Origin of the sequence: Streptomyces sp. MB09-02B, from assembly GCF_033794485.1 — a bacterium.
In the GTDB taxonomy this organism is placed as follows: domain Bacteria; phylum Actinomycetota; class Actinomycetes; order Streptomycetales; family Streptomycetaceae; genus Streptomyces.
Map to the genome: position 1 here is coordinate 1 of NZ_JARGEE010000088.1, position 25518 is coordinate 25518.

A 25518-nucleotide genomic window follows, 5' to 3' on the forward strand; every position below is an offset into this window, starting at 1 on the left:
TTTTTTTTATGGTACGTGGCTAACGGTGATTCTTCCAGGGTTTTTCTGTGGGAGGGCGAATGTTTTAAAAGAGCCAGGGGGGTGGGCGGGGGGGGCGGGGCGGGGAGCCGGAGGGCGTCGGGCTCGCGGAGGGTGTCGGGCTCGTCGGCGGGCCGGGGTCGAGGATCTCGGGCGCGAGGACGAGCGGCATCCGGGCGACGGACTGGGCGGCGCTCGGGACGCCCTTGACCGTGCCGTCGGGGTTCAGGAAGGCCGGGTCGCCGCCGGGGACCATGCCCAGTTCGCGGGCGCGGCGCTGGAGGGCGTCGGGTGCCGAGTAGGCGTCCACGTCCCGCTGGAGCGCCTGTTCCTCGTCGGTGTAGCTCTTCACGTCGTCCTGGAGGTCGTCGAGCTTGAACGACCCTTCGCTGAGCGCGGAGTTCAGCACGAGGAGGCCGATGAGGCCGCCGCCCAGGAGGAGGACGACCAGGAGGACGAAGGGGGTGCGGGCCGCGCCCTTGGGCCGCGTGGGCAGGAGCCGCGCGAGACGGGCCGCCCGGCCCTTCAGTTCGGGTTTCCTGCTCACGCGCCCTCCCTGTGGGGTCGGGTGCCGGACTCGCCCGGCGCCCCCGCGAGTTCGCTTGTCGGCCTCACTCACCGTCCCCTTCACGCACCGTGTGCGGTCGCCTCGTACGCCTCACGCGCCTCCCACACGTCATGTGCGTCAGGTACCTCATGCGACGTCCTCCCGCACGCGTTCCGCCCCGCGCAGACGTGCGGGGGCGGCGCGCCGGTTCTCGGCGACCTCTTCCTCGGTGGGAAGTTCGGCACCACGGGTGAGGAGCTTGAGCCGCGGCTGGTAGCGCTCGGGGACGACGGGCAGTCCGGGCGGGGCGGTGGTGGCGGCTCCGGCCGCGAAGACCTGCTTCACCAGCCGGTCCTCCAGCGAGTGGTACGACAGCACGGCGATCCGGCCGCCGACCGCGAGGGCCTTGACTGCGGCGGGGATCGCCCGCTCCAGGACGGTGAGTTCGCCGTTGACCTCGATGCGCAGGGCCTGGAAGGTGCGCTTGGCGGGGTTGCCGCCGGTGCGCTTGGCGGCCTGGGGCAGGGAGTCGCGGATCAGTTCGACGAGTCGGGCGCTGTTGCCGAACGGCTCCCTGGCGCGCTCGCGCACGATCGCGGAGACGATCCGCTTGGCCTGCTTCTCCTCGCCGTAGGCCCTGAGGATCCGGACGAGTTCGCCCGGCGGGTAGGTGTTGAGGACCTCGGCGGCGCTGATGCCGGTCGTCTGGTCCATCCGCATGTCGAGGGGGGCGTCCTGGGCGTACGCGAAGCCCCGGTCCGCCTCGTCGAGTTGCATGGAGGAGACGCCGAGGTCGAACAGGACGCCCTGGACGCGTGGGAGGCCCACGCGGTCGAGCACGTCGGGGAGTTCGTCGTAGACGGCGTGCACGAGGGTGGCGCGCTCGCCGAAGGGGGCGAGGCGTTCGCCGGAGAGGCGCAGGGCCTCCTTGTCCCGGTCGAGGGCGACGAGGCGTGCCTCGGGGAACCGGGTGAGGAGTGCTTCGCTGTGGCCGCCGAGGCCGAGCGTGCAGTCGACCACCACCGCGCCGGGCGCCGTGAGGGCCGGGGCCAGCATGTCCAGACACCGCTGGAGCATGACGGGGACGTGGCGGCTGTTGCTCAAAGGGCCCTCTCAGGTCCGGCGCGAGCCGCACGTACGCGCCGCGCACGCGGGGAGACGCCGGGCTGTCGCCGGTTCTCCTGGGGTTTCGGTCCAGCGGGGCGCCCGGGGCCTGTCGTCACGTTGCCGTCCGGCCCCGCCTCCCGCTCGGCGTCACTTTAGTCCACGGCCCTGCGCGGTCAATCAACCGGCCTGCGCGTCGCAACGCCTCCCCGCGCGAAGCCGTGAATCCGAAGAAATCACCCGTACAGCCGTGATCCCGCCACTCCTGTGGGTTACCTCACAACAAGGCTCAATGACGTTCTTTGTCCTCTCTCACAGAGCGCCCTCGGCGGCCGTGACCAGTACCGTCTTCGCTATGACGACCTCCGCAGCAGTTCCCACAGGCCCCGAAGGCGCCATATCCGACGGCACCGTCACCGACCGTCTCGTCGAGGCGAACCAGCGCTATGCCGCGGCGTTCACCGACCCCGGGATGGACGCCCGCCCCGTCCTGCGTGTCGCCGTCGTGGCGTGCATGGACGCCCGTCTCGACCTGCACGACGCGCTCGGCCTCGAGCTGGGCGACTGTCACACCATCCGCAACGCGGGCGGCGTGGTCACCGACGACGTGATCCGCTCCCTCACCATCAGCCAGCGCAAGCTCGGCACCCGCAGCATCGTCCTCATCCACCACACCGGCTGCGGCCTGGAGTCCCTCACCGAGGACTTCCGCACCGAACTGGAGGCCGAGGTCGGCCAGCGTCCGGCGTGGGCGGTGGAGTCCTTCCGGGACGTGGACCAGGACGTACGGCAGTCCATGCAGCGGATCCGCACCAACCCGTTCCTGCTGCACTCCGACGACGTGCGCGGCTTCGTCTTCGATGTGAAGACCGGCCTGCTCCGGGAGATCGACGCGGCCTGAGGCCGGTCGAACCACGCGGTCGGAACCGCCCTCCTACCGCCCGAGGGCGGTTCCGCGCAGCCCCGGTTTCCTGTCAATCTGCTGGCATCTCGCCCGGCAAAACACCGCAAAGCTGACATATCGCGGACAGTTGTCCACAGGCGAGTGACACGGATTGGTAACGGCAGCAAGAATGCGGGTGTGGCGTCACGCTGAGCAGTTCACGCGTGGTGTCCGTGTTTCGGGGTGGGCCGGTCCGCATCGCAGAGCGACGGCCCGGAGAAAGAACGGGCCGAGGAGGGCCGGGTGACGACCTATGACGATCGAGCGAGCCTCACTGATCTGACCAGCACTGTGGAGCGAGTCCGCAGTTCTGTCGAACAAGTGATCGAGGGCAAGCCTGAGGTCGTACGGCTTTCGCTGACAGTGCTGCTCGCCGAGGGACATCTTCTGATCGAAGACGTACCCGGCGTCGGCAAGACCATGCTGGCCAAGGCACTGGCGCGGTCCATCGACTGCTCGGTGCGGCGTATCCAGTTCACGCCGGATCTGCTGCCGTCGGACATCACAGGCGTGTCCATCTGGGACCAGCAGCGCAAGGAGTTCGAATTCAAGCCGGGCGCGATCTTCTCGCAGATCGTGATCGGCGACGAGATCAACCGCGCCTCGCCGAAGACGCAGTCCGCGCTCCTGGAGTCCCTGGAGGAGCGTCAGGTCACGATCGACGGTACGACGTACGAGCTGCCGAGCCCCTTCATGGTGGTGGCCACGCAGAACCCGGTGGAGATGGAGGGCACCTACCCGCTGCCGGAGGCGCAGCGCGACCGCTTCATGGCCCGAGTCTCCGTCGGCTACCCCAGCCCGGAGGCCGAGCTGCAGATGCTCGACGTCCACGGCGGGGTCTCGCCCCTGGAGGACATGCAGCCGGTGGCGCACGCGCACGAGATCGTGAAGCTGATCGAGGCGGTCCGGGGCGTGCACGTCGCGGAAACGGTCCGGCGGTACGCGGTGGACCTGGTCGGCGCCACCCGCACCCATCCGGACCTCAGACTCGGCGCCTCGCCGCGCGCCACGCTGCATCTGCTGCGCGCGGCGAGGGCGACCGCCGCCCTGAGCGGCCGGGAGTACGCACTGCCGGACGACATCCAGTCGCTGGCCGTGTCCATCCTCGCCCACCGGCTGCTGCCCACCGCCCAGGCCCAGCTCAACCGGCGTACGCCGGAGCAGGTGGTCCAGGAGATCCTCCAGCGCACACCCGTACCGCAGGCCCCGCAGGCGCAGAGCGGGTACGGCTCGGTCCACACCACGCCCGCGTACCCGCAGCAGCCGCCGCGGAGGCTTGGATGACCACCGCGGGGCCGGCGCCCGCCCCGGAACAGGACAAGGGCGGGCTGCGTACGGCCCTCGCCGGCCTCACCACGCGCGGACGTTCCTTCCTGGCCGCCGGCGTGGCGGCCGCCGTCTGCGCCTACGTCCTCGGACAGAGCGATCTGCTCCGGGTGGGCCTGCTGCTCGCCGTGCTGCCGCTGGTCTGCGCGACCGTGCTGTACCGCACCCGCTACCGGGTCGCGGGCAGCCGCCGCCTCTCCCCCGCGCGCGTGCCCGCCGGCAGCGAGGCCCGCGTCCATCTGCGGATGGACAATGTCTCGCGGCTGCCCACCGGGCTGCTGATGCTCCAGGACCGGGTGCCGTACGTGCTCGGTCCGCGCCCCCGTTTCGTGCTGGACCGGGTGGAGGCGGGCGGGCGCCGCGAGGTGTCGTACCGCGTCCGCTCCGATCTGCGCGGCCGCTACCCGCTGGGCCCGCTCCAGCTGCGCCTGACCGACCCGTTCGGCATGTGCGAGCTGACCCGCTCCTTCTCCACGTACGACACGCTGACCGTCATCCCGCGCGTCGAGGCGCTGCCGCCGGTGCGGCTGAGCGGCGAGGCCAAGGGGTACGGCGACGGTCGGCAGCGCTCGCTGGCGCTGGCCGGCGACGACGACGTGATCCCGCGCGGCTACCGGCACGGCGACGATCTGCGCCGGGTGCACTGGCGTTCGACCGCGCGCTACGGCGAGCTGATGGTGCGCCGCGAGGAGCAGCCGCAGCGCGCCCGCTGCACGGTGCTGCTGGACACCCGGGGCGAGGCGTTCCTCGGCGCGGGTCCCGATTCGGCCTTCGAGTGGGCCGTCTCCGGCGCCGCCTCGATGCTGGTCCACATGCTCGAACGGGGCTTCTCCGTCAGGCTGTTGACGGACACGGGCAGCTCGGTGCCCGGCGAGGGCGCCGACGGGTTCGCGGGCGCCAGCCAGGAGTCCGCCGACGCGGCCGGACTGATGATGGACACCCTCGCGGTGATCGACCACTCCGACGGCACGAGCCTGTCGCCCGCGTACGACGTGCTGCGCGGCGGCAACGAGGGGCTGCTGGTCGCCTTCCTCGGCGACCTCGACGACGAGCAGGCGACGGTGATCGGCAAGATGCGCCAGCGCGGTGGCGGGGCGGTCGCCTTCCTGCTGGACAGTGAGGCGTGGACGACCGAACCGGGTGAGGTGCCCGGTGCCGGCGGAGCGAGCGAGGAGTCGCTGCGGTTGCTGCACGAGGCGGGCTGGACGGCGCTGACCGTGCCGCGCGGCGCCTCACTGGCGGACCTGTGGCGAGGGGCGGACCGACAGCGCACCGGAGTGCTGTCGGGGAGCGGTACGGAGGGACGGTCATGAGCGGGCGGGCGAGACTGGCGCTGTGCGCCTGGGCCGCCACGATCATGGCGGCGTGCGCACTGCTGCCGCTGGTCGACCCGGCGACGTGGATCTTCCAGGCGGCGCTCATGCTGGGCGTGCAGACCGGTGTGGGAGCGCTCACCCGGCGCGTCCCCCTGGCCCGGCTGCTGACCGTGGCCGCCCAGGCCCTGGTCACCCTGATGATGCTGACGCTGGTCTTCGCCCGGGAGCGGGCGGTGGCCGGGATCGTCCCCGGCCCGGAGGCGTTCCAGTACTTCGCGACGCTGCTGCAGAGCGGCGCCGAGGACGTCGGGCGGTACGCCATCCCGGCGCCGTTGACCGACGGCATCCGGCTGATGGTCATCGGCGGTGTGCTGGTGATAGGCCTGCTGGTGGACGCGCTCGCGGTGACGTTCCGCAGTGCCGCCCCCGCCGGTCTTCCCCTGCTCGCGCTGTACTCGGTCGCGGCGGGTCTCTCCGACGGCGCCGCGTGGCTGTGGTTCGTGCTGGCCTCGGCCGGTTATCTGCTGCTGCTCCTGACCGAGAGCCGCGACCGGCTCTCGCAGTGGGGCCGGGTCTTCGGTGGCGCTCCCGAGGGGCCGCGCCCGGAGGCGGCGAGCGGGGCCGTGGCGCCCGTGCGCACCGGGCGGCGCATCGGCGCGGTCGCCCTTGGTATCGCCCTGGTGGTGCCGCTCGGGCTGCCCTCCCTCGACGGCGGCCTCCTGGACGGCACGGGCGCCGGTCTCGGCGGGGGCGGCGGTGGCGGCGGCACCATTGCCGCCGTGAACCCGGTGGTGCAGCTGCGCGGCAGCCTGAACGTGGACGAGGACCGCCAGGTCCTGTCGTATCGCACCAACACCGACAACGTGCAGGAGATGTATCTGCGGATCGTCTCCCTGGACAACTTCAACGGCACCTCCTGGACCCCGACCGAGCGCTCCATCACGGGGGTCCCGGACGACTTCGGCACCCCGACCGGTCTCGCCTCCGACGTCAAGCGGACGTCGATCGAGACCCGGATCGCCGCGTCGGAGGACTACGAGCAGAACTGGCTGCCGATGCCGTACCCGGTCACCGGCGTGGACATCGACGGCGACTGGCGGTACGAGCCCGTGGGCCGCACCCTCGTCGGTGACCACGGCCAGGACACCAAGGGTGCCCAGTACAAGGTCGAGAGCCTGATCGTGCAGCCCACGGCGGAGCAGCTGGCCTCGGCACCGGAGCCCCCGCCGTCGCTGCGGCGGGAGTACACCAAGGTGCCGGCCTCGCTGCCGCCGGTGGTGGCGCGGACCGCGCTGGAGGTCACCGAGGGCGCGAAGAACGACTACGAGCGCGCGGTGAAGATCCAGGACTGGTTCGCGTTCAGCGGCCAGTTCACGTACGACACGGAGGTGCGGTCGGGCACGGGCGCTCGGGCGATAGCCCGGTTCCTGGCGGACAAGGAGGGCTTCTGCGTCCACTTCTCCTTCGCGATGGCGTCCATGGCCCGCACGCTGGGCATACCGGCCCGGGTGGCGGTGGGCTTCACCCCCGGCACCCCGCAGACGAACGGCACGATGTCGGTGGGCCTGCGCGACGCGCACGCCTGGCCCGAGCTGTACTTCGAGGGCGTGGGCTGGACCCGGTTCGAGCCGACCCCCAACCGGGGTTCGACGCCCGAGTACACGGTGCCCGAGGACACCGGCACCGGCGGTCTGCCCGAGGTGCCCCGTCCCACGTCGTCGGCGTCCACGGCGCCGTCGGCCGAGCCGTCGGCGAGCGAGAGCTGCACGCCGCAGGAGGCGAAGCTGGGTGCCTGCGGGACCGAGTCCGCGGCGGCCGTGCCGGGTGCGGACGACGACGAGCGCTCGTTCTGGGGTCTGGTGTTCTTCTCGCCCTGGACCCTGTTGATCCTCCCGGGAGCGCTTCTGGTGCTGGCGATCCCGCTGCTGCCGATGCTGTGGCGGCTGCGGGTCCGGTCCGTGCGACTGGGCGCGCACCAGGGCACGGTACCCAAGGGGCCCCAGGAACCCGCCGTCGCGCGGGACGTGACCCAGGAGGGCAGCGGAGCGCCGGGCCTCGACCCGCCGGGCAGGGCCGCCTCGTACGGGCGTACGGAGGCCGCGGCGGCTCACGCGCTGGCCGCGTGGCAGGAGGTGGCCGACACGGCGTGGGACTACGGGATCGCGCCCGACGAGTCACAGACGCCCCGCAAGGCCGCCGCGCGGATCGTGCGGCTCGGGGAGCTGGAACCGGCGGCCGCCGAAGCGGTGCACCGGGTGGCGGCGGCGGTGGAGCAGGTCCTCTTCGCTCCGCGTCCGCAGGTCCCGGCGGGTCTCGCCCGGGACGCGCACCAGGTCGGGGTCGGCCTCAGGGCTCACGCCGGTCGCCGCACCAGGCTGCGGGCACTGCTGCTGCCGCGTTCGACCGTCCGGGTGGCGTGGGCCCTCGCCGCCCGCTGGGCGGACGCCAGGGACGAGCTGCTGTCCCGGCTGCCCAGCCCACGCGTGCCCTGGCGACGGCCCACGCCGAGCCAGAACGGCTAGCGCCGACACGTCACGGCATCACGGTCCTGTCCCCTCGGGTTCGCCCGGCGGGGACAGGACCGTTCGAATTTCCGAGGGCGGGAGCGACAGACGGCGCACAGTCGCAGTCGCAGCTGTGGCAGCCAACGGCAGAGCACGGCGATGCATGGTGGCCCCGCGGCGGACGGGGGCCTATGGCGATGGTCGGTGGCCCGCAGGGCCGTACGGCAAGCGCCCTAGCCCTGACGGGGCATGCTCGAAGGGTGACCGCCGCTCGGGTGGTCACCCTTCGTCCGTGTTCAGCTGTGGCTGTCGAGTCGGCCGTTCGACGGGCTCAGTGGCCGCCCTGCTCGTCACGACGGCGCTGCCAGCGCTGTTCGATTCGGTCCATCATGGAGCGGCGCTGTCGCGTCTGCCGACGCGCACCGGCGGTGCCTGTGGCATCGGCGGGCTGCTCACCCGGCTTGGGGGCCTTGCGCCAACCGGTGACGGCGAGCACGGCGCAGCCCAGCATGACGAGGAACCCCACCACGCTGACCCAGATCTGCTGTGCGACCATTCCGGCCATGAGGAGCGCGATACCCACCAGAAAGCCCGCGACCGCCTGGTAGACCCGCCGCCGGGTGTACGTACGCAGCCCGCTTCCCTCAAGCGCTGACGCGAACTTGGGATCTTCGGCGTACAGCGCTCGCTCCATCTGCTCGAGCATGCGCTGCTCGTGCTCTGAGAGCGGCACGGAGTCCTCCTCATCGTGCGGTCGCCGGGGCGACCCGGGGGGTCCTCTTCAGGATAGGCAGGGAATCGCCCCCTTGAAACCCGCCCCTCTACGCCAATTCGCCAACCGGGCCCCGCCATGGCACCCCGACTCGCTGAGGGGTGAATTCCCCAGCGAACGGCCCGTCATGCCGGAACGGTCTCCCTCGATCATACGGCTCCGAGCGCCCGATCGGGGGGCCTGTGGCGTACTCCATCCGCCGTCGAGCCCCTGATCAGCGGGGCACCCTCGTCCGTCGCGGGAGACGGCTCACGACTCGGCGGCCCCTCGCGTCTCCCCCAGCACATGCAGTTGGGTGGCCACGGAGTGGAAGGCGGGCAGCTCGGCGGCCACCGCCTCCAGCTTCAGCAGGGCGTCCAGGGCGCCGGGCTCGGTGTCGACGAGGACCCCGGGGACCAGGTCGGCGAAGACCCGGACGCCGTGCACGGCGGCGACCCGGAGGCCCGCGTCCTCGACGAGCGCGGTGAGCTGTTCGGCGGTGAAGCGGTGGGGAACCGGATCACCCTCGCCCCAGCGTCCGTTCGGGTCGGCGAGCGCCTGCTGTGCCTCCTTGAAGTGCCCGGCGAGGGCACGGGCGAGGACGGCGCCGCCGAGACCGGCGGCGAGCAGGCTGAGGACGCCCTCGGGACGCAGTGCGGCCACCGCGTTGCCGATGCCCTCGGCGGGGTCGTCCACGTACTCCAGGACGCCGTGGCAGAGCACGGCGTCGTACCCACCGCGCTCGACGACGTCGAAGAGGCCGTGGGCGTCGCCCTGGACGCCCCGGACACGGTCCGCGACGCCGGCCTCGGCGGTCCTCCGCTCCAGCGCGAACAGCGCGTTCGGGCTGGGGTCGACGACGGTGACGCGGTGGCCGAGGCGGGCCGCGGGCACCGCGAACCTGCCGCTGCCGCCCCCGGTGTCCAGTACGTCGAGCGACTCGCGCCCCGTCGCCTTCACCCGGCGGTCGAGGGCGTCCTGGAGGACCTCCCAGACCACGGCGGTACGGAGAGAGGCGCGGGGTCGCATCGGGTCCGACACGGCAGTTGACTCCTCGGCGCGGCACCGCCTGGTGTGCGGCGGAGCGGTGGGCTTGCGTCTCCGCCGGGCCGGTGGCCGTGACGGAGGGTGCTGGTGCCCCCAACCCTAATGGGCGGCGCCGGGACGGTCGGTCAGCCGGCGTCGGGGACCTCCGGGCCGCCGTCCTGGCGGGGTTGCGGCAGCACCGGCTGGAGTACCAGCATCCGTTCGACCAGACGCAGGAACATCGCCACGTCGCGTATGAGGTCGTCGGCGTCGCGTGCGCTCGCCGCGCCCTGTATCCCCGCCTCCGCCCGTGCGCGGCGGGCGGCGCCGGAGGCGAACAGGGCACTCCACTCGGCGAGTTCGGGTGCTATCTCGGGGAGCACTTCCCAGGCGCTCCGGATCTTGGCCCGGCGCTTCGGGGTGGGTTCGGGGCGGCCCCGGGCGGCGAGCACCGCGGCGGCGGTGCGCAGGGCGGCCAGGTGGGCGGTGGCGTACCGCTCGTTGGGCGTGCGGAGTCCGGACGCCTCGTCGAGTCCGGAGCGGGCCTGGGCAAGCAGGTCGAGGGCGGCGGGCGGGGCCGTCGCCCGGCGCAGCACGGGGTGCACGTCGCTCGCCGGGCCGGTCAGTGAGGGGGCAGGGCCGGTGGCGCGGCGCCGGTTGGCGGCTGCTGCGTGATAGATGGCCATGACGAACCTCCTGTCGTCTGCGGACGGCACGCTCTGACGCGAGGTGCCGTATGTGCCCATCGTGAGGTATGCCACTGACAATCCGTTCTGACCTGCACTTTTGCTTCGATCAAAGGTTCGGAGTAGTTTTTGCACTGACCAGTCAGTTCAAAAGTAGGGCAGAAGGGTTCCGGGCATGGCAGAGGCAGGGGTGGCGGACCCCGGGCAGGGGGCGGCCCGCGGTGTCGCCGTCGGCGCGGAGGGGTTCGGGCTCAGAGGGCCGCGCGGCTGGGCCTTCCGGGGCGTCGGGTTCGACGCGGAGGCCGGCTCGCTGGTCGCGGTCACGGGGCCGTCCGGGTCGGGCCGGACCTGTCTGCTGCTCGCGCTCACCGGCCGTATGAAGCCGAGCGAGGGCCGCGCCACGGTCGGCTCCCTGCAGGTGCCGAAGCGGATGGCGGCCGTGCGCCGGATCAGCGCCCTCGCCCATGTCCCCGGGGTGACCGACCTCGACCCGGCCCTGACCGTCGGGGAGCACCTGCGTGAACGGGCGCTGCTGCAGCGGCGGTTCGACGGCACCCTGCGCGGGCTGCTGCGCCCCCGGGCCGATCGCGCCGCTGAGCTGAAGGCCCGGATCGAGGCCGCCACGACCGCCGCCGGGCTCGACCCCGAGGCGCTCCCCAAGGGCTCCCGGACGGCCGTACGCGACCTCGACCGGATGGAGGCCCTGCGGCTGTCGGTCGCCCTCGCCCTCGTCGGCCGACCCCGACTGCTCGGCGTCGACGACACCGACCTGAAGCTCTCCGACGCCGAACGGACGCAGATGTGGGACCTGTTGACGTCCCTCACCGAGTCCGGCACCACCGTCGTGGCGGTGTGCAGCGAGGCCCCGGAGGGGGCGGTCGTGGTCTCGACGGCGCCCGCGGAAGCGCAGAGCGACGAGAGTGCCGAAGAAGAGAACTCCGACGACGACGAGGAGACGGCCGATGCGCTCGCCGAGACTGGCCGCGCTTGAGCTCAGGCGGTTCGGCCGCGGGAAGCTGCCGCGCGCCGCGCTGGTCTCGCTCCTGTTGCTGCCGCTGCTGTACGGCGCCCTGTACCTGTGGTCCTTCTGGGACCCGTACGGCCGGCTGGACCGCATCCCCGTGGCGCTGGTGAACGACGACCGGGGAGCGTCGGTGGGCAAGGAGCGGCTGACGGCGGGCGACGACATCGCGAAGGGGCTGCGGGACAGCGACACCTTCGAGTGGCACCGGGTGAGCGCCGCCGAGGCCCGCGCGGGCGTCGAGGACGGCACGTACTACCTGTCGCTCACCATGCCGAAGGACTTCAGCGAGCGGATCGCGTCCAGTTCGGGGGACGTGCCGGAGACGGGCGCCCTCCGGGTGCGGACGAACGACGCGAACAACTACATCGTCGGCCAGATTTCTCGGACGGTGTTCTCGGAGGTGCGGACGGCGGCCTCGACGAAGGCCTCGCGGTCGTTCCTGGACCGGATCTTCATCTCGTTCTCGGACATCCACGGCAAGACCGAGGAGGCGGCGGACGGCGCCGACGACCTCAAGGGCGGTATCGACAAGGCGGAGCAGGGCTCCAAGGACCTCGCGGACGGGCTGAGGACCGCCAAGGAGGGCAGCGGCAAGCTGTCCGGCGGACTGAAGGACCTGGACGAGGGTGCGGGCGATCTGGAGGACGGTGCCCGGCAGGTCGCGGACGGCACCGGGAAGCTCGCCGACAAGGTGGGTGCCGCGGCGGACCAGGTGCGGCCGTTCCTGGACGAGAACAGCGACACCATCGCCGACACCGCCACCCTGGTCGCCGACTCGGCGGCCACGATCCGGGGCCACCTCGACGCGTTCGTGAAGACGGCACCGGCCGCCGCCACCGGCACCCGTACCGCCTCCGACACCCTGGACGACGTCCACGAGCGCCGCTGCGAGAAGGCCGTACTGCCCGACACGGCCTGCGCGGACCTCAAGAAGGCGAAGGACGCGGCGGCGGAGGCGGCCACGCTCGCCGAGGACGTCGACACCGTGGTGAAGAACTACGACGGCGACATGAAGGCCTTCGACAAGGACCTCCGGACCCTGGAGAAGCAGGCCCGCGCCCTGGCGAAGGCGGCGCCCACCCTCTCCACCGACCTCGACGACGCCGTCGCCAAGATCGACGCACTCGACAAGGGCGCCACCGAGGTCGCCAGGGGGGCCAAGACGCTGCACACGGGCCTCGGCACCGCGAAGACCGGCGCGGAGGACCTCGACACCGGTGTCGGCGCCCTGAAGACGGGCGCGGTCGACCTCAAGGGCGGCATGTACAAGCTGGCCGACGGCTCGGGGAAGCTCGCGGGCGGTCTGCACGAGGGGGCCGAGCGGATCCCCGACTACGACGAGCGGGACCGCGACCGGCGCACCGAAGTGATGGCCGACCCCGTGCAGTTGGCCACCAGGGACCTGCACAAGGCGCCCAACTACGGCACCGGGTTCGCCCCGTACTTCATCCCGCTCTCCCTGTGGGTCGGCGCGATGGTGGCGTACATGCTGATCCAGCCGCTCAACCGGCGGGCCCTCGCGGCGGGTGCCTCGGCGTGGCGGATCGCGTTGGCGGGCTGGCTGCCCGTGGCGGCGCTGGGCGTGCTGCAGACGGTCGCGCTGATGGCGGTGCTGCACTGGGCGGTCGGTCTGCAGATGGCGCGGGCGGCCGGGACGGTGGGCTTCCTGTTCCTGGTGACGGCGTGCTTCGCGGCGATCGTGCAGTGGCTCAACGCGCGCTTCGGGGCGGCGGGCCGAATCCTCGTCCTCGCCTTCCTGATGCTCCAGTTGACGTCCGCGGGCGGCACGTATCCCGTGCAGACCAGCCCGGACTTCTTCAACGCGGTCCACCCCTTCCTGCCGATGAGCCATGTCGTCGACGCCCTCCGGCGGCTGATCACGGGCGGCGGCCTCGGCCCGGTGTGGCAGGCGGGCGCGGTGCTGGTGGCCTTCACCGCCGGCGCCCTCGCGCTGACCGCCCTGTCGGCCCGCCGCAAGCAGGTGTGGACCCTGGACCGGCTGCACCCGGAGCTGAGCCTGTGACCGCGCGGGGAGCGGTTCCCGCGCACGGCACGGTTCCTGTGACAATCAGGGCCATGGAAAGCAGCAACGCCCCCGGCGGCGCAGGCGGGGGCCGCCGCGAGGCGACCCGGCAGAAACTCTACGAAGCGGCCGTCACCCTCATCGCGGAGCAGGGGTTCTCCGCCACCACGGTTGACGAGATCGCCGAGCGCGCCGGAGTCGCCAAAGGCACGGTCTACTACAACTTCGCGAGCAAGTCGGTCCTCTTCGAGGAGTTGCTGCGGCACGGCGTGGGACTGCTCACCGCTTCCCTCCGCGAGGCGGCCGAGCGGACGGCGCGGGAGGGCGGCAGCAGGGTCGACTCCCTGGACGCGATGATCCGGGCCGGGCTCGTCTTCATCGACCGCTACCCGTCCTTCACCCAGCTGTACGTGGCCGAGCTGTGGCGCACCAACCGGGCCTGGCAGTCCACGCTGATGGTCGTCCGGCAGGAGGCGGTCGCCGTCGTCGAGGGGGTGCTCCGCGAGGGCGTCGAGGGCGGCGAGCTGAGCGACGAGATCGATGTCGGCCTGACGGCGGCGGCCCTGGTCGGCATGGTCCTGGTGGCCGCGCTGGACTGGAAGGCCTTCCAGCCGGAGCGCTCCCTGGACGACGTCCACGCGGCGCTGTCCCGGCTGTTGCAGGGCCGCGTGAGCGGAAACGGCGGACAGGGCGGGAACGGCTGACCGGGCGCGGCCACGAACGAGAGCGCCGGTCCGAACTGGCCGCGTCCCCCGCGGGCCACCTCGAACCGGCGCTTCCCCGTTCCCCCGTACTCCCCCGTACTCCCCCGTGCCTCGCTCCCGCCGACTCGCGTCGACGGAAGGAGCGGTAAGAGCGCGAGAGCCGTTCCGCCGCCCCGTGTCGGCGGTACCGGAGCCGCGCCCCTTCCCGTGCCTCCACTCTCCCGTTCCCGCAGGTGGGAGCCCATCCGCGCACCTACTCATCTCACCGGCTGAGTACGGGTACTCAGCCTTGTGTACTTCCCCCCAGGCCGGCCCCGTCAGGGGTCGCGGGGGATTACGCGACAAGCCACGACGAACCCGCACCCGCCGAACAGCCGCACCCCCGAGCTCTCCCGCGAACCACCGGGCACACGGCGCCCGATAAGGTCACCGACATGGCAAGAATCGCGGTGATCGGCGCCGGAATGGGCGCCCTGGCAGCCGCCGCCCGGCTGGCCGTCGCGGGCCACCGCGTGGTGGTGCACGAGAGCACGACGACCTACGGCGGAGCCGTGGGCCGCTTCGAGCGCGACGGCTTCGCGTTCGACACTGGACCGGGGCTGCTGCCGCTCCCCGCCGTCCACCGCGATCTGTTCCTCAAGACCGGCAAGGAGCCGCTGGAGAAGTGCGTCGACCTGGTCCAGGTGGACCCGGCGGCCCGGCACGTCTTCGCGGACGGCACCGACCTCCTGCTGCCCGACGCCTCCCGCGCGGGTGTGGTGGCCGCCCTGAACTCGGCGCTCGGCCCGGGCGCCGGCGACCGCTGGGGCGACTTCCTGGTGCGGGCCCGCGAGGCCTGGGACCGCACCCGGCGGCCCCTGCTGGAGGAGCCGTTGTGGTCCGACTGGAAGGTCCTCGCCGAGCGCGAGCCGTACCCGTCGGTCCCCCACAGGCGGCTGCTGCGCACCCGCCGCGCCGCCACCCTCGCCGAGGTCGGCGCGTGGGAGCTGCGTGACCCCCGGCTGACGGCACTGCTGGAGAGCCACGCCCTCGCGTACGGCCTGGATCCGAGGAGCGTCCCGGCGAGCGCGGCGGTCCTGCCCTACCTGGACCATGCCTTCGGGACGTGGTACGTCCGGGGCGGCGTACGGGAGTTGGCGCGAGCGCTGTACGAGCGGTGTCTGGCCCGCAGGGTCGAGTTCGTCTTCGGCGCCGAGGTCACCGGGATCGTCGAGAAGGACGGCCGGGCGGCCGGGGTGGAGCTGGCCGACGGCACGGTGACCGGGGCCGACCATGTGGTCGCGGGGGTCGCGCCCGAGGTGCTGGCCCGCCTGGCGCGCCGGTCGGTCGTACGCGGTGCCGGCGAGGTACCGGCCCAGCGCGGGGCGACGAGCCGGCTGACCGTGTTGCTGGCGCTGCGCGGGGGCCGTCCGCAGGGCGCGGCGCACCGGACGGTGGTGCACGCGGAGGATCGTGACGCGGAGCTGGACCTGCTCTTCGGTCCGTCGCACGGGATGGTCGCGCGACCCACGGCGACGGTGCTGCGGCCGGACGATCCGGGACTGGTGCCGGACGCCGACCACGAGGCGGTCACGGTCACCTGCGCGGTCCCCGCCGAACCCGACTGGAGCCGGGCGGAGTCGGAGGTCTACGAGCAGCAGGCCGAACGGCTCATCGACGCCGCCGAGCGTGCCGTACCCGACCTGCGGGAGCGTCTGCTGTGGAGCGAGGTGCGCACCCCGGCCGACATCGCGCGGGCGACCGGCGCGGAGGGCGGCGCGGTCCCGGCCCCCGCACTCGCCGCGGCGGACGGGCGCTGGCTGCACCCCTCCAACACCACCGCTCTGCCGGGCCTGTTCACCGTCGGCGGCTGGTCGCACCCGGGCGGCGGTCTTCCGCACGCCGGGATGTCGGGCGCCCTGGTGGCGGGACTGATCGTGGAGGGACCGGACTTCCGCGGCTCCCAGTGACGCTCACCGGAGCCGGAGCCGGAGCGGGGGCCGGGCAGGTGCTTCAGAAACGGTACTGCTGCTCGTCGTAGCCGTTCTGGCCGTTGCCGTTCTGGCCGTTACCGTTCCCGTTCCCGTTCCCGTTGCCCTGGTACGGGTACTGCTGGTCCGACGGGAGGTCCGAGCCGAAAGGGTCGTCGGTGTTGCGCTGCTGCGGGACCCAGACGCCGCCGGGCGGGGTCTCGCCGCCGTAGCCGCCGTTGCCGTACTGGTCCTGGCCGTAGCCCTGTTGCCCGTATCCCTGCTGCCCGTAGGACTGGTCGTACGAGGCCGTGGCGTCGTACGTCTGGGTGCCGATGTACGGGTCGGAGTAGGCGGCGTACTGCTGCTGCTGCGACGGGTCGTAACCGTACTGCTGCTGGTCGTAGCCGTAGTAGGCGAAGGCCTCGTCCTGCGCGGCCTGGTCGGCGGTCGCGTGCTGCTGGCCCGCGGCGCCCGCGTAGGCGTTGTCGTCGCCGCCGTAGACGCCGTAGGTGCTGGTGTCGTCCGGCATGGGCTCCGGGGAGTAGACGGGGGCCGACCCGGCCGCGGAGGGCGTGGACTGCGGGCGGACGAACACGTCGTCGTCGCGGTCGTCGAGCAGGTCGTCGCCCTGGGGGTACCGTCCGCCGGCGGTGGACTCAAGGTCCGTGACCTCCAGGCTCGGGTCCTGGCGGTCCGGTTCGCCGCGCCGCCGCTTCTTGACCGCCTTGGGCAACCGGTCGCCGTCCTCGCCCTCACCGGAGCGCGGGCGGACGGCCCAGCCGGCCTCGAAGCCGCGACGGAACGACAGCGTCACATAGGTCTGCCCGATCGCGAATCCGATCGCGCCCAGCGCGATGACGATCACGTTGGGGATCAGGACACCGAGGACGACACCGAGGAAACCGGCGAAGGCGAGCAGACGCCAGCGCAGGCGTGCCTTGTACTGCAGCAGCACCTCGCCCAGCAGCCACAACGCGACGACGCCGAACGCGATGTAGAGGACCGCCCAGCCCATGTACGCCCCTCTCCCTGTAGCCGCTACGCAGTGTGTCGTACGCGAGTGCGACCGGTCTAGGCCCGTGGTGGATGGTGCAGGCCCAGGTTCTCGTAGATTTCCAGAGTCGCAGTGGAGTTGTTCAGGGTGATGAAGTGAAGTCCGGGGACTCCCTCGTCCAGCAGCCTCGCGCAGAACTCCGTGGCGAACTCGATGCCAATGGAGCGTACAGCGGCCGGATCGTCTTTGGCTGTGACGATCCGCTCTTTCAGGGCGTTCGGGATGGCGGCGTTGCTGAGTTGCGGCAACCGTTCCAGCATCTTCACGCTGGTGACGGGCATGACCTCGGGAATCACGGGAGTCTCGCAGCCGGCGCTCGCGACCGCGTCCCTCAGACGCAGGTACGAGTCGGGGTGGAAGAACATCTGCGTGATCGCGTAGTCGGCGCCGGCCCGGCACTTGTCGACGAAGCGCGCCACGTCGCTGTCCCAGTCGGGGGAGCGCGGGTGCATCTCCGGGAAGGCCGCGACGCCCACGCAGAAGTCGCCCGACTCCTTGATGAGGTGGACGAGTTCGGCGGCGTAGGTCAGGCCCTGCGGGTGCGCGACCCACTCGGCCATGGGGTCGCCGGGCGGGTCGCCGCGGACGGCGAGGATGTTGCGGATCCCGGCGTCCGCGTACTGGCCGATGATGTTGCGCAGCTCGGCGATGGAGTGGCTGACCGCGGTGAGGTGCGCGACCGGCGTGAGCGTGGTGTCGGCGGCGATCTGCTCGGTCGCCTTCACGGTGCCGGCCCGGGTGGAGCCGCCCGCGCCGTACGTCACGGAGACGAAGCTGGGCGCGACCGCCTCGATCCTGCGGAGGGCGTTCCACAGGTTCCGCTCGCCCTTCGCCGTCTTGGGCGCCCAGAACTCGAAGGAGTAGGTGGTTTTGCCCGTGGCGAGCATGTCACGCACGGTCCGTGCGCGGTCCGTCCTGGTCGAAGCGGTTCCTAGGGCCATACGGGCAGGTTAGTCAGGTCAGGGCCGCCCCCCAACCAAACCAGGTGCTTTTGTCCCCTTTGTCGAGCTGCTGTCCACGCTTTGGACAGCCGTGGACCGACTTGGACAGCCCAGGCCCGCCGCAGAACGCGGGCTGTCGCGGGCGCGACCGGCTAGAGGGCGTGCAGCCGCTTGGTGAACTCCGCCGCGGCGGCTCCCGGGTCGTCGGCCTCCGTGATCGCCCGGACGACCACCACCCGCCGGGCTCCGGCGTCGACGACCTCGTCGAGGTTGCCGAGGTCGATGCCGCCGATGGCGAACCAGGGGCGGTCGGTGGCGAGGGCGGCGGTGTACCGGACGAGGTCCAGGCCGGGGGCGTGCCGGCCGGGCTTGGTGGGGGTGGGCCAGCAGGGGCCCGTGCAGAAGTAGTCCACGCCCTCCTGGACGGCCGCCGCGGCGGCCTCCTCCTCGGCGTGGGTGGAACGGCCGATGAGCACGTCCGGGCCGAGGAGGGCGCGGGCGGCGGGGACCGGGAGGTCGCCCTGGCCGAGGTGCAGCACGTCCGCGCCGATGGCGTGGGCGACGTCCGCGCGGTCGTTGACGGCGAGCAGCTTGCCGTGCCGGCGGCAGGCGTCCGCGAAGACCTGGAGGTGCTCCAGCTCCTCGGCGGCCTCCATGCCCTTGTCGCGGAGCTGCACGATGTCCACGCCGCCGCCGAGGACCGCGTCCAGGAACCGCGGGAGGTCGCCCTGGCGCCTGCGGGCGTCCGTGCAGAGGTAGAGCCGGGCGTCGGCGAGCTGTGCGGCGGCGTCGGGCATGGGTGCGTCCCCCGTTGGCGTGAGTGATCGGTGCGGCGTACGGGGACGCGGCCCTCGCGGGCCCCGGCCCCCGTACGCCGTACGAGCGGGTGGTTCCGGTCAGACGGCGAGCGCCTGGGCGCGGCGCTTCACCTCCGTGCCGCGATTCTCGCTCAGGGCCTGGGCCGGTGTCCCGGGCAGGCTGGGGTCCGGAGTGAAGAGCCACTCCAGCATCTCTTCGTCGGTGAAGCCGTCGTCCCTCAGCAGGGTCAGGGTGCCGGTCAGGCCCTTGACCACCTTGTCTCCGTCGATGAAGGCGGCGGGGACGTGCAGCGCGCGGTTCTCACCACGGCGTACGGCGATGAGCTGGCCTTCCTTCACCAGCTGCCGCACGCGGGTCACCTCGACGTCCAGCATCTCTGCGATGTCGGGGAGGGTCAGCCACGCGGGGACGAGAGCATCGATCTTTGCGTCAATCTCGGTCACGTCTCCAAGACTGCCATCTGGGACTGACAGTGGGTAGCCGAGCCGCCTCCGGCGGGGCGACGAAAGGTGCGTGGCGCGCCGGACGGCGGGAGAACACGCTCCGGCCTACGCCTTCGCCGCCTTCAGCGGCCTCGCCGCATCCTCCAGCAGCAGCGGGTCCATCGGTGTGCCCGCCTCGATCAGGCGGCGGCCCTGGGCCAGGTCCCGGGGGCGGCCCACCGCCAGCAGGGCGACCAGCCGGGTCTCGCGCAGCCAGCACACCGACCAGGCGGCGCCGGTCGGGTCGCCGCGCCGGACCATGGTGTCGGCCGAGGCGTGGTCCCCGGCGTACTGGACGAACCGGCCGAACTGCTCGGACCAGAAGTAGGGCACGGGGTCGTAGGGCTCTGGGGTCTCACCGACGATGTTCGCGGCGACCGTGCGGGGGCCCTGGAGGGCGTTGTCCCAGTGGTGCACGAGGAGGCGCCGACCGTACCTGCCCGAGGGGAAGGAGGCGCAGTCACCGACGGCGTAGACGTCCGGTGCGGACGTGCGCAGATGGTCGTCGGCCACCACCTCCCCCTGGGCGCCGAGCTCGATGCCGGAGTCCGTCAGCCAGGCCGTGGCGGGGCGCGCGCCGATGCCGACGACGACCGCGCCGGCCGGGATCCGGGTGCCGTCGTCCAGGACCACCGTCCCGGGCTCGACGCGCTCCACGCGCGCGTGGGTGCGCAGCGTGGTGCCGCTGTCGGCGTACCAGGCGGTCATCGGGGCGGCCACCTCCGCCGGGAGCGCGCCCGCGAGTGGGCGGTCGGCCGCCTCGACGACCGTCACCGCGCAGCCCGCCTCACGGGCGGCCGTGGCGAACTCGGCGCCGATCCAGCCCGCGCCCACGACCACGATGTCGTGCTGCCGTGCCAGCACGGGCCGCAGCCGCTCGGCGTCGTCCAGGGTCCGCAGCAGATGCACCCCGGGCACCCCTTCGGCGCCCGGCAGCCGGATCGGTTCCGCGCCGGTCGCGACGACGAGGACGTCGTACGGGACGGGGCCGACGGGCGTGTCCAGTTCGTGGTCGGCGGGGCGCAGGCCGGTGACCTCGCGGCCCAGCCGGAGGTCGATGCCGAGCGCCTCGAAGTCGACGTCGAAGGCGGAGCCCTCGGCGTTGCCGAGCAGGACGGCCTTGGAGAGGGGAGGGCGGTCGTAGGGCTGGTGCGGCTCGGCGCCGAGCAGGATCACGTCGCCGGTGAAGCCCTGTTCCCGCAGGGCGACCGCCGTCTGCACGCCCGCCATGCCCGCGCCCACGACGACCACGCGCCGCGCCGGTGATCCGCCCCTCAGCTGCGTCTGCTCGCTCACCCGATCACCATAGACAACTGATATTCGGTCAGTCAGGGGGTGGGCGATCAGGTCGTCCGGAAGGGGGCGGGCGGTGGCGCTCAGCGGGCGCGGTCCGCGGGCTCGTCGACCTGCTCCACCACGCTCGTACCGCTGCCGGGCCGCGACTCCCACTCCCAGGTCTCCTCCAGCCGGACCCGCCCGTCGGGCAGTTCGACGACGAGGGACACACAGTGCCCGGAGGCGGTGGTGCCGTCGGTCTTCAACTGCACGTAGCGGAAGTCCAGGCGGTCCCCCGCGCGCGTGCCCACGAGCCGGCCGCGCACGACGTCGCCGCCCGCGTAGTCCGCCCAGATCTCGCCGTCCTCCTCGTGGTACGTGAACCGGGTGCGGGTGCCCACCTGACCTGGGGCCTGGTCGGCGACGGGGGCGAGGACGAGACCTTCGAGCGAGCGGGCCATGGGCACGGGCTCCCTTACTGAGGCGATCGGCGGGGGCTAGGGTGGGCCACCGTAGAGCACTCGCGGGAGCCCGGACGCACCGGGCTGAGAGGGAGGCTGGCGGCCTCCGACCGTACGAACCTGATCCGGGTCATGCCGGCGAAGGGAGGGGCTGGACGCCCATGTCGCGTACGCACACGTCAGACGTCCTCGTCGTGGGGGGCGGGATCATCGGCCTCGTCACGGCGTGGCGGTCCGCGCAGCGCGGGTTCGCCACGGCCGTGGTCGATCCCGAGCCGGGCGGCGGGGCCGCGCGGGTGGCGGCCGGGATGCTCGCCGCCGTGACCGAACTGCACTACGGCGAGGAGACGCTGCTCGGGCTCAACCTGGAGTCCGCGCGCCGCTACCCGGACTTCGCGGCCGAGTTGACGGAGGCCACCGGCCTCGACCTCGGCTACCGCCGCTCCGGCACCCTCGCCGTCGCGCTCGACGCCGACGACCGCGCCCATCTGCGCGAACTGCACGCCCTGCAACGCCGGTCGGGCCTCGACTCGGAGTGGCTGAGCGGGCGGGAGTGCCGTCGCCTGGAACCCATGCTCGCGCCGGGCGTGCGCGGCGGACTGCGGGTCGACGGGGACCACCAGGTCGACCCGAGGCGGCTCTCGGCGGCCCTGGTCGCGGCCTGCGAACGCGCCGGGGTGGTGTTCCACCGGGCCTGGGCCGAGGAGCTGTCGGTGGCCCGGGACCGGGCCACCGGGATCCGGACCGGCGACGGCGACCGGCTGAGTGCCGGACACACCGTCCTCGCCGCGGGCAGCCTCAGCGGGCGGCTCGCGGGGGTGCCGGTCGACGTGCGGCCGCCGGTGCGGCCGGTGAAGGGGCAGGTGCTGCGGCTGACCGTGCCGAAGCCGTACGCGCCCTTCCTGACCCGTACCGTGCGGGCCGTGGTGCGCGGCAGCCAGGTCTATCTGGTGCCGCGCGAGAACGGCGAACTCGTCGTCGGCGCGACCAGCGAGGAACAGGGCTGGGACACGACGGTCACCGCGGGCGGGGTGTACGAACTGCTGCGGGACGCCCACGAACTCGTCCCAGGGATCACCGAACTGCCGCTCACCGAGACCCGTGCGGGACTGCGCCCCGCCTCCCCCGACAACGCCCCGCTCCTCGGCCCGAGCGGACTGGACGGCCTGCTCCTGGCGACCGGCCACTACCGCAACGGGGTGCTTCTCACGCCGGTCACCGGCGACGTCATGGCCGAGGTGCTGACCACTGGTGAACTGCCGGCGGAGGCACGCGACTTCACCCCCCTGCGGTTCCGCGCCGGCGCGGCCCGCGAACTCCTGGAGCAGCCCGTATGAGCACCAGCCGTATGAGCACCACCGGGACCCTGACCGTGTCCGTCAACGGGGAGCCGCGGCAGGTCGCCCCCGGCACGGCCCTCGACGCGATCGTGCGGACGCTCACGCCGTCCGTCTCCGGTGTCGCCGCCGCCCTCAACGAAACCGTCGTCCCGCGCGCGCGGTGGACGACCACCGCCCTCGCCGAGGGGGACCGTGTCGAGGTCCTCACCGCCGTCCAAGGAGGCTGATCCCATGGCAGACGACCCCTTCGTCCTCGGCGGCACGACCTACGCGTCCCGCCTGATCATGGGCACCGGCGGCGCGAGCGGCCTGGACGTCCTGGAGCGCGCGCTGGTGGCCTCCGGCACGGAGCTGACCACGGTCGCGATGCGCCGGGTCGACGCCGGCACGCACGGCTCGGTCCTGTCCGTGCTCGAACGGCTCGGCATCCGCGTGCTGCCCAACACTGCCGGTTGCTTCACGGCGGGCGAGGCCGTGCTGACGGCCCGCCTCGCGCGCGAGGCGCTCGGTACGTCCCTGGTCAAGCTGGAGGTCATCGCCGACGAGCGCACCCTGCTGCCCGACCCGATCGAACTGCTCGACGCCGCCGAGACGCTCGTCGACGACGGTTTCACGGTGCTGCCGTACACGAACGACGACCCCGTGCTGGCGCGCAAGCTCCAGGACGTGGGCTGTGCCGCGATCATGCCGCTCGGCTCCCCCATCGGCTCCGGGCTCGGCATCCGCAACCCGCACAACTTCCAGCTGATCGTCGAGCACGCGCGCGTGCCCGTGATCCTGGACGCGGGTGCCGGGACGGCGTCGGACGTCGCGCTCGCGATGGAGTTGGGGTGCGCCGGTGTCATGCTCGCCTCCGCCGTGACCCGGGCGCAGGAGCCGGTCCTGATGGCCGAGGGCATGCGGCACGCGGTGGAGGCCGGACGGCTGGCGTACCGGGCGGGCCGCATCCCCCGCCGTCACTTCGCCGAGGCGTCCTCGCCCGGCGAGGGGCTGGCGCGGCTGGATCCGGAGCGCCCGGCGTTCTGAGGCGGAGCTCACGCCTCCCCGCCCGTCACTAGAACAGCCGAACGAGTTCGGCCGGAGACCCGCTCGTCACAGCCCTCCGGACTCGGTCACAGGTCTGCTGCAGTACGTCTCGCGGGCCACGGGGCCGATGGGCTTGTCGGCGTCGGCTCGTACACTCACCTGCGTGGACACGACCCTTCAGGACCCGCTGGTCGGCCAGGTGCTCGACGGCCGGTATCGAGTCGAGGCGCGGATCGCGGTCGGCGGGATGGCCACGGTCTACCGGACCGTGGACACCCGCCTCGACCGCGTGCTCGCGCTCAAGGTGATGCATCCGACGCTGGCCGCGGACCGGACGTTCGTCGAGCGGTTCATCCGGGAGGCGAAGTCGGTGGCCCGGCTCTCCCACCCGAACGTGGTGGGGGTCTACGACCAGGGCACCGACGGCTCGTACGTCTACCTCGCGATGGAGTACGTCGCCGGCTGCACCCTGCGTGACGTGCTGCGGGAGCGCGGGGCACTGCAGCCCCGCGCCGCGCTGGACATCCTGGAGCCGGTGCTCGCCGCGCTGGGCGCCGCGCACCGCGCCGGGTTCGTGCACCGGGACATGAAGCCGGAGAACGTGCTGATAGGGGACGACGGCCGGGTGAAGGTCGCCGACTTCGGGCTCGTCCGGGCCGTGGACACCGTCACCAGCACCACCGGCGCCGTCCTCGGCACCGTCTCCTACCTCGCCCCCGAGCAGCTGGAGCACGGCACGACCGACACCCGCGTCGACGTGTACGCGTGCGGCGTGATGCTCTACGAGATGCTCACCGGGGGCAAGCCGCACGCCGGCGACTCCCCCGCGCAGGTGCTCTACCACGCGCTCCACGACGATGTGCCGCCGCCGTCGGCCGCGGTGCCGGGGCTGCCCTACGCGCTGGACGCACTGGTCGCCTCGGCGACCGCCCGCGATCCGGAGCTGCGGCCGTACGACGCCGTGGCACTGCTCGCGCAGACCCTGGAGGCACAAGCGGGGCTGAGCGCCGAGCAGTTGGACGCCGTGCCGCCACAGGCGATAGCCGACGGCCACGACAGCACGGAGGACCGGACGAGCGTGATCCCGCGCTCCCTGTCCGTGTCGCGGTCGGTGGGGCTGGATCCCGACGAGCGGTTGCACCGCACGAGCCGGTTCGATTCGCCTCCGCCGCCGCCCCGGCGCACCCGTGCCTCCGCCGCGCCCCGGCGCGGGCTGTGGGCGGTCGTCGTCGCCGTGGTGCTCGTCCTGGGGGTGGGCGGGGGTGTCTGGTACATCAACTCGGGCCAGTTCACGCAGGTCCCGGCCGTGTTGCAGCAGAGCGAGGCGGACGCCACGAGACGGCTGGAGGGCGCCGGGCTGGCCGTCGACGTCAGGCAGGCGTTCAGTGACACCGTCGAGCGCGGCAGGGTGATCGGCACCGATCCGGCGCCCGGCGAGCGGATCCGGGACAACGACACCGTGACGGTGACGATCTCCAAGGGTCCGCAGACCGTGAGGGTGCCGGATCTGAAGGGCACCCCGCTGGCCGAGGCGAAGACTCAGCTGAAGGACGACGGACTCGAACCGGGCGTGGTGACACGGGAGTTCAGCGACGAGGTCGTCCGGGGCCAGGTGATCGGCACCCAGCCGGGCGCGGGCACCGAGATCTCGTCCGGCGCGGCGGTCAGGATCGTGGTCAGCCGGGGCGCCCCGGTGGACGTGCCCGAGGTGTCGGGTGCGTCGGTCGCGGACGCCAGAGCCCAGCTGGAGGAGGCGGGGCTGAAGGTGAAGATCGCCCCCGGGCGGGTCAACTCCGAGTTCGACAAGGGGCTCGTGGCCGAGCAGTCTCCGGGCGTCGGCAAACAGGTCGGCCAGGGCGACACCGTCACCCTGACGCTCTCCAAGGGGCCCGTGATGGTGGAGGTCCCGGACGTCGTGGGCGACAGCGTCGACGACGCGACCCGGCAGCTGAAGGACGCCGGTTTCGAGGTCGAGGAGGACCGGGGCATCCTCGGGCTCTTCGGCGACGAGGTCAGGAGCCAGTCGGTGGACGGCGGGGACACGGCGCCCAAGGGTTCGACCATCACCATCGAGATCCGCTGACGGGCCGGCCCGGCCGTCGCCTCGAACCGGCGGCCGGGCACCGCGGGCCCCATGACACCCTGGTGCGGTGAGCACTCAGCAGTCCCCCGGGCTCCCGGCCCCGGCGCAGCGAG

Annotated in this window: 23 protein-coding genes and 1 riboswitch; of the genes, 12 read left to right on the forward strand and 11 right to left on the reverse strand. The window is 72.6% G+C overall.

Annotation, left to right across the window (positions count from 1 at the left end):
• Window positions 1–64: 64 nt before the first annotated feature.
• Window positions 65–565, reverse strand: a complete 501-nt coding sequence (locus P1P70_RS15170) for a hypothetical protein (protein ID WP_319237418.1) — start codon at window positions 563–565, stop codon at window positions 65–67.
• A gap of 147 nt (window positions 566–712) precedes the next feature.
• A complete protein-coding gene (rsmH, locus tag P1P70_RS15175) occupies window positions 713–1669 on the reverse strand; it encodes a 16S rRNA (cytosine(1402)-N(4))-methyltransferase RsmH (RefSeq protein WP_319237419.1) in 957 nt (318 codons plus the stop codon).
• A gap of 355 nt (window positions 1670–2024) precedes the next feature.
• Between rsmH and P1P70_RS15180 the strand changes: the two genes are divergently transcribed.
• From P1P70_RS15180 to P1P70_RS15195, 4 genes are all read left to right on the forward strand, one after another.
• Window positions 2025–2570, forward strand: a complete 546-nt coding sequence (locus tag P1P70_RS15180) for a beta-class carbonic anhydrase (protein ID WP_215454661.1) — start codon at window positions 2025–2027, stop codon at window positions 2568–2570.
• Window positions 2571–2855: 285 nt separating this feature from the next.
• Window positions 2856–3896, forward strand: a complete 1041-nt coding sequence (locus tag P1P70_RS15185; RefSeq protein WP_319237422.1) for a MoxR family ATPase — start codon at window positions 2856–2858, stop codon at window positions 3894–3896.
• On the forward strand, window positions 3893–5251 hold the full coding sequence (locus P1P70_RS15190; protein ID WP_319237424.1) for a DUF58 domain-containing protein: 1359 nt from the start codon (window positions 3893–3895) through the stop codon (window positions 5249–5251). Before P1P70_RS15185 ends, P1P70_RS15190 begins: the two co-directional genes overlap by 4 nt.
• Window positions 5248–7776 (forward strand): DUF3488 and transglutaminase-like domain-containing protein, encoded by a 2529-nt coding sequence (locus P1P70_RS15195; protein ID WP_319237427.1) that lies wholly within the window; start codon window positions 5248–5250, stop codon window positions 7774–7776. Before P1P70_RS15190 ends, P1P70_RS15195 begins: the two co-directional genes overlap by 4 nt.
• Window positions 7777–8089: 313 nt before the next feature.
• Here the strand turns inward: P1P70_RS15195 and P1P70_RS15200 are convergent, their stop codons facing one another.
• From P1P70_RS15200 to P1P70_RS15210, 3 genes are all read right to left on the reverse strand, one after another.
• Entirely contained in the window at window positions 8090–8491 is a 402-nt protein-coding gene (locus tag P1P70_RS15200; protein WP_319237428.1) for a DUF3040 domain-containing protein, read from the reverse strand.
• A 288-nt stretch (window positions 8492–8779) separates the two neighbouring features.
• Window positions 8780–9550, reverse strand: a complete 771-nt coding sequence (locus tag P1P70_RS15205) for a methyltransferase (protein WP_319237429.1) — start codon at window positions 9548–9550, stop codon at window positions 8780–8782.
• A 131-nt stretch (window positions 9551–9681) separates the two neighbouring features.
• Window positions 9682–10221: an SAV_6107 family HEPN domain-containing protein gene (locus P1P70_RS15210; RefSeq protein WP_319237432.1), complete on the reverse strand. Its 540-nt coding sequence runs from the start codon at window positions 10219–10221 to the stop codon at window positions 9682–9684.
• 175 nt (window positions 10222–10396) lie between these two features.
• Between P1P70_RS15210 and P1P70_RS15215 the strand changes: the two genes are divergently transcribed.
• The 4 genes from P1P70_RS15215 (at window position 10397) to P1P70_RS15230 (ending at window position 15921) form a co-directional block, all read left to right on the forward strand.
• Complete coding sequence (locus P1P70_RS15215) at window positions 10397–11212, forward strand: ATP-binding cassette domain-containing protein (protein WP_319237435.1); 816 nt, start codon at window positions 10397–10399, stop codon at window positions 11210–11212.
• On the forward strand, window positions 11184–13268 hold the full coding sequence (locus P1P70_RS15220; RefSeq protein WP_319237437.1) for a YhgE/Pip domain-containing protein: 2085 nt from the start codon (window positions 11184–11186) through the stop codon (window positions 13266–13268). The genes P1P70_RS15215 and P1P70_RS15220 overlap by 29 nt, the downstream gene beginning before the upstream one ends.
• 53 nt (window positions 13269–13321) lie before the next feature.
• Entirely contained in the window at window positions 13322–13972 is a 651-nt protein-coding gene (locus tag P1P70_RS15225) for a TetR/AcrR family transcriptional regulator (RefSeq protein ID WP_319237439.1), read from the forward strand.
• A gap of 434 nt (window positions 13973–14406) precedes the next feature.
• Window positions 14407–15921, forward strand: coding sequence for an NAD(P)/FAD-dependent oxidoreductase (locus P1P70_RS15230; RefSeq protein ID WP_319237442.1), 1515 nt, complete (start codon window positions 14407–14409; stop codon window positions 15919–15921).
• Window positions 15922–15964: 43 nt separating this feature from the next.
• Here P1P70_RS15230 and P1P70_RS15235 read toward each other — a convergent pair whose 3' ends face one another.
• The 6 genes from P1P70_RS15235 to P1P70_RS15260 form a co-directional block, all read right to left on the reverse strand.
• Entirely contained in the window at window positions 15965–16939 is a 975-nt protein-coding gene (locus P1P70_RS15235) for a hypothetical protein (protein ID WP_319237444.1), read from the reverse strand.
• A 56-nt stretch (window positions 16940–16995) separates the two neighbouring features.
• Window positions 16996–17919, reverse strand: a complete 924-nt coding sequence (gene metF, locus P1P70_RS15240) for a methylenetetrahydrofolate reductase [NAD(P)H] (protein ID WP_319237446.1) — start codon at window positions 17917–17919, stop codon at window positions 16996–16998.
• A gap of 152 nt (window positions 17920–18071) precedes the next feature.
• Window positions 18072–18716: a thiamine phosphate synthase gene (gene thiE / locus P1P70_RS15245; RefSeq protein WP_319237448.1), complete on the reverse strand. Its 645-nt coding sequence runs from the start codon at window positions 18714–18716 to the stop codon at window positions 18072–18074.
• A gap of 99 nt (window positions 18717–18815) precedes the next feature.
• Window positions 18816–19181, reverse strand: a complete 366-nt coding sequence (locus P1P70_RS15250) for an Rv2175c family DNA-binding protein (protein WP_190208348.1) — start codon at window positions 19179–19181, stop codon at window positions 18816–18818.
• A 105-nt stretch (window positions 19182–19286) separates the two neighbouring features.
• Window positions 19287–20516, reverse strand: coding sequence for an FAD-dependent oxidoreductase (locus P1P70_RS15255; RefSeq protein WP_319237453.1), 1230 nt, complete (start codon window positions 20514–20516; stop codon window positions 19287–19289).
• Between the two features lie 80 nt (window positions 20517–20596).
• Window positions 20597–20956 (reverse strand): hypothetical protein, encoded by a 360-nt coding sequence (locus P1P70_RS15260; protein WP_319237455.1) that lies wholly within the window; start codon window positions 20954–20956, stop codon window positions 20597–20599.
• A gap of 52 nt (window positions 20957–21008) precedes the next feature.
• Window positions 21009–21120: riboswitch (TPP riboswitch) on the forward strand.
• Here P1P70_RS15260 and thiO point away from each other — a divergent pair.
• The 4 genes from thiO (at window position 21118) to pknB (ending at window position 25405) form a co-directional block, all read left to right on the forward strand.
• Window positions 21118–22293, forward strand: coding sequence for a glycine oxidase ThiO (gene thiO / locus P1P70_RS15265; RefSeq protein ID WP_319237458.1), 1176 nt, complete (start codon window positions 21118–21120; stop codon window positions 22291–22293). (Overlaps the previous riboswitch by 3 nt.)
• A gap of 29 nt (window positions 22294–22322) precedes the next feature.
• Window positions 22323–22523: a sulfur carrier protein ThiS gene (thiS, locus tag P1P70_RS15270; protein WP_319237466.1), complete on the forward strand. Its 201-nt coding sequence runs from the start codon at window positions 22323–22325 to the stop codon at window positions 22521–22523.
• A 4-nt stretch (window positions 22524–22527) separates the two neighbouring features.
• Window positions 22528–23322: a thiazole synthase gene (locus P1P70_RS15275; RefSeq protein ID WP_319237460.1), complete on the forward strand. Its 795-nt coding sequence runs from the start codon at window positions 22528–22530 to the stop codon at window positions 23320–23322.
• Window positions 23323–23485: 163 nt separating this feature from the next.
• Window positions 23486–25405 carry a Stk1 family PASTA domain-containing Ser/Thr kinase gene (gene pknB, locus P1P70_RS15280; protein ID WP_319237463.1) on the forward strand — a complete coding sequence of 640 codons (1920 nt, stop codon included), beginning with the start codon at window positions 23486–23488 and terminating at the stop codon, window positions 25403–25405.
• The last annotated feature ends 113 nt before the right edge of the window (window positions 25406–25518 follow it).

Coding starts and splice junctions, on each gene's coding strand:
- P1P70_RS15180 (WP_215454661.1), top strand. CDS start 2,025: ATGACGACCTCCGCAGCAGTTCCCACAGGCCCCGAAGGCGCCATATCC.
- P1P70_RS15190 (WP_319237424.1), top strand. CDS start 3,893: ATGACCACCGCGGGGCCGGCGCCCGCCCCGGAACAGGACAAGGGCGGG.
- P1P70_RS15195 (WP_319237427.1), top strand. CDS start 5,248: ATGAGCGGGCGGGCGAGACTGGCGCTGTGCGCCTGGGCCGCCACGATC.
- P1P70_RS15210 (WP_319237432.1), bottom strand. CDS start 10,221: ATGGCCATCTATCACGCAGCAGCCGCCAACCGGCGCCGCGCCACCGGC.
- P1P70_RS15215 (WP_319237435.1), top strand. CDS start 10,397: ATGGCAGAGGCAGGGGTGGCGGACCCCGGGCAGGGGGCGGCCCGCGGT.
- P1P70_RS15220 (WP_319237437.1), top strand. CDS start 11,184: ATGCGCTCGCCGAGACTGGCCGCGCTTGAGCTCAGGCGGTTCGGCCGC.
- P1P70_RS15225 (WP_319237439.1), top strand. CDS start 13,322: ATGGAAAGCAGCAACGCCCCCGGCGGCGCAGGCGGGGGCCGCCGCGAG.
- P1P70_RS15230 (WP_319237442.1), top strand. CDS start 14,407: ATGGCAAGAATCGCGGTGATCGGCGCCGGAATGGGCGCCCTGGCAGCC.
- P1P70_RS15235 (WP_319237444.1), bottom strand. CDS start 16,939: ATGGGCTGGGCGGTCCTCTACATCGCGTTCGGCGTCGTCGCGTTGTGG.
- metF (WP_319237446.1), bottom strand. CDS start 17,919: ATGGCCCTAGGAACCGCTTCGACCAGGACGGACCGCGCACGGACCGTG.
- thiE (WP_319237448.1), bottom strand. CDS start 18,716: ATGCCCGACGCCGCCGCACAGCTCGCCGACGCCCGGCTCTACCTCTGC.
- P1P70_RS15260 (WP_319237455.1), bottom strand. CDS start 20,956: ATGGCCCGCTCGCTCGAAGGTCTCGTCCTCGCCCCCGTCGCCGACCAG.
- thiO (WP_319237458.1), top strand. CDS start 21,118: ATGTCGCGTACGCACACGTCAGACGTCCTCGTCGTGGGGGGCGGGATC.
- P1P70_RS15275 (WP_319237460.1), top strand. CDS start 22,528: ATGGCAGACGACCCCTTCGTCCTCGGCGGCACGACCTACGCGTCCCGC.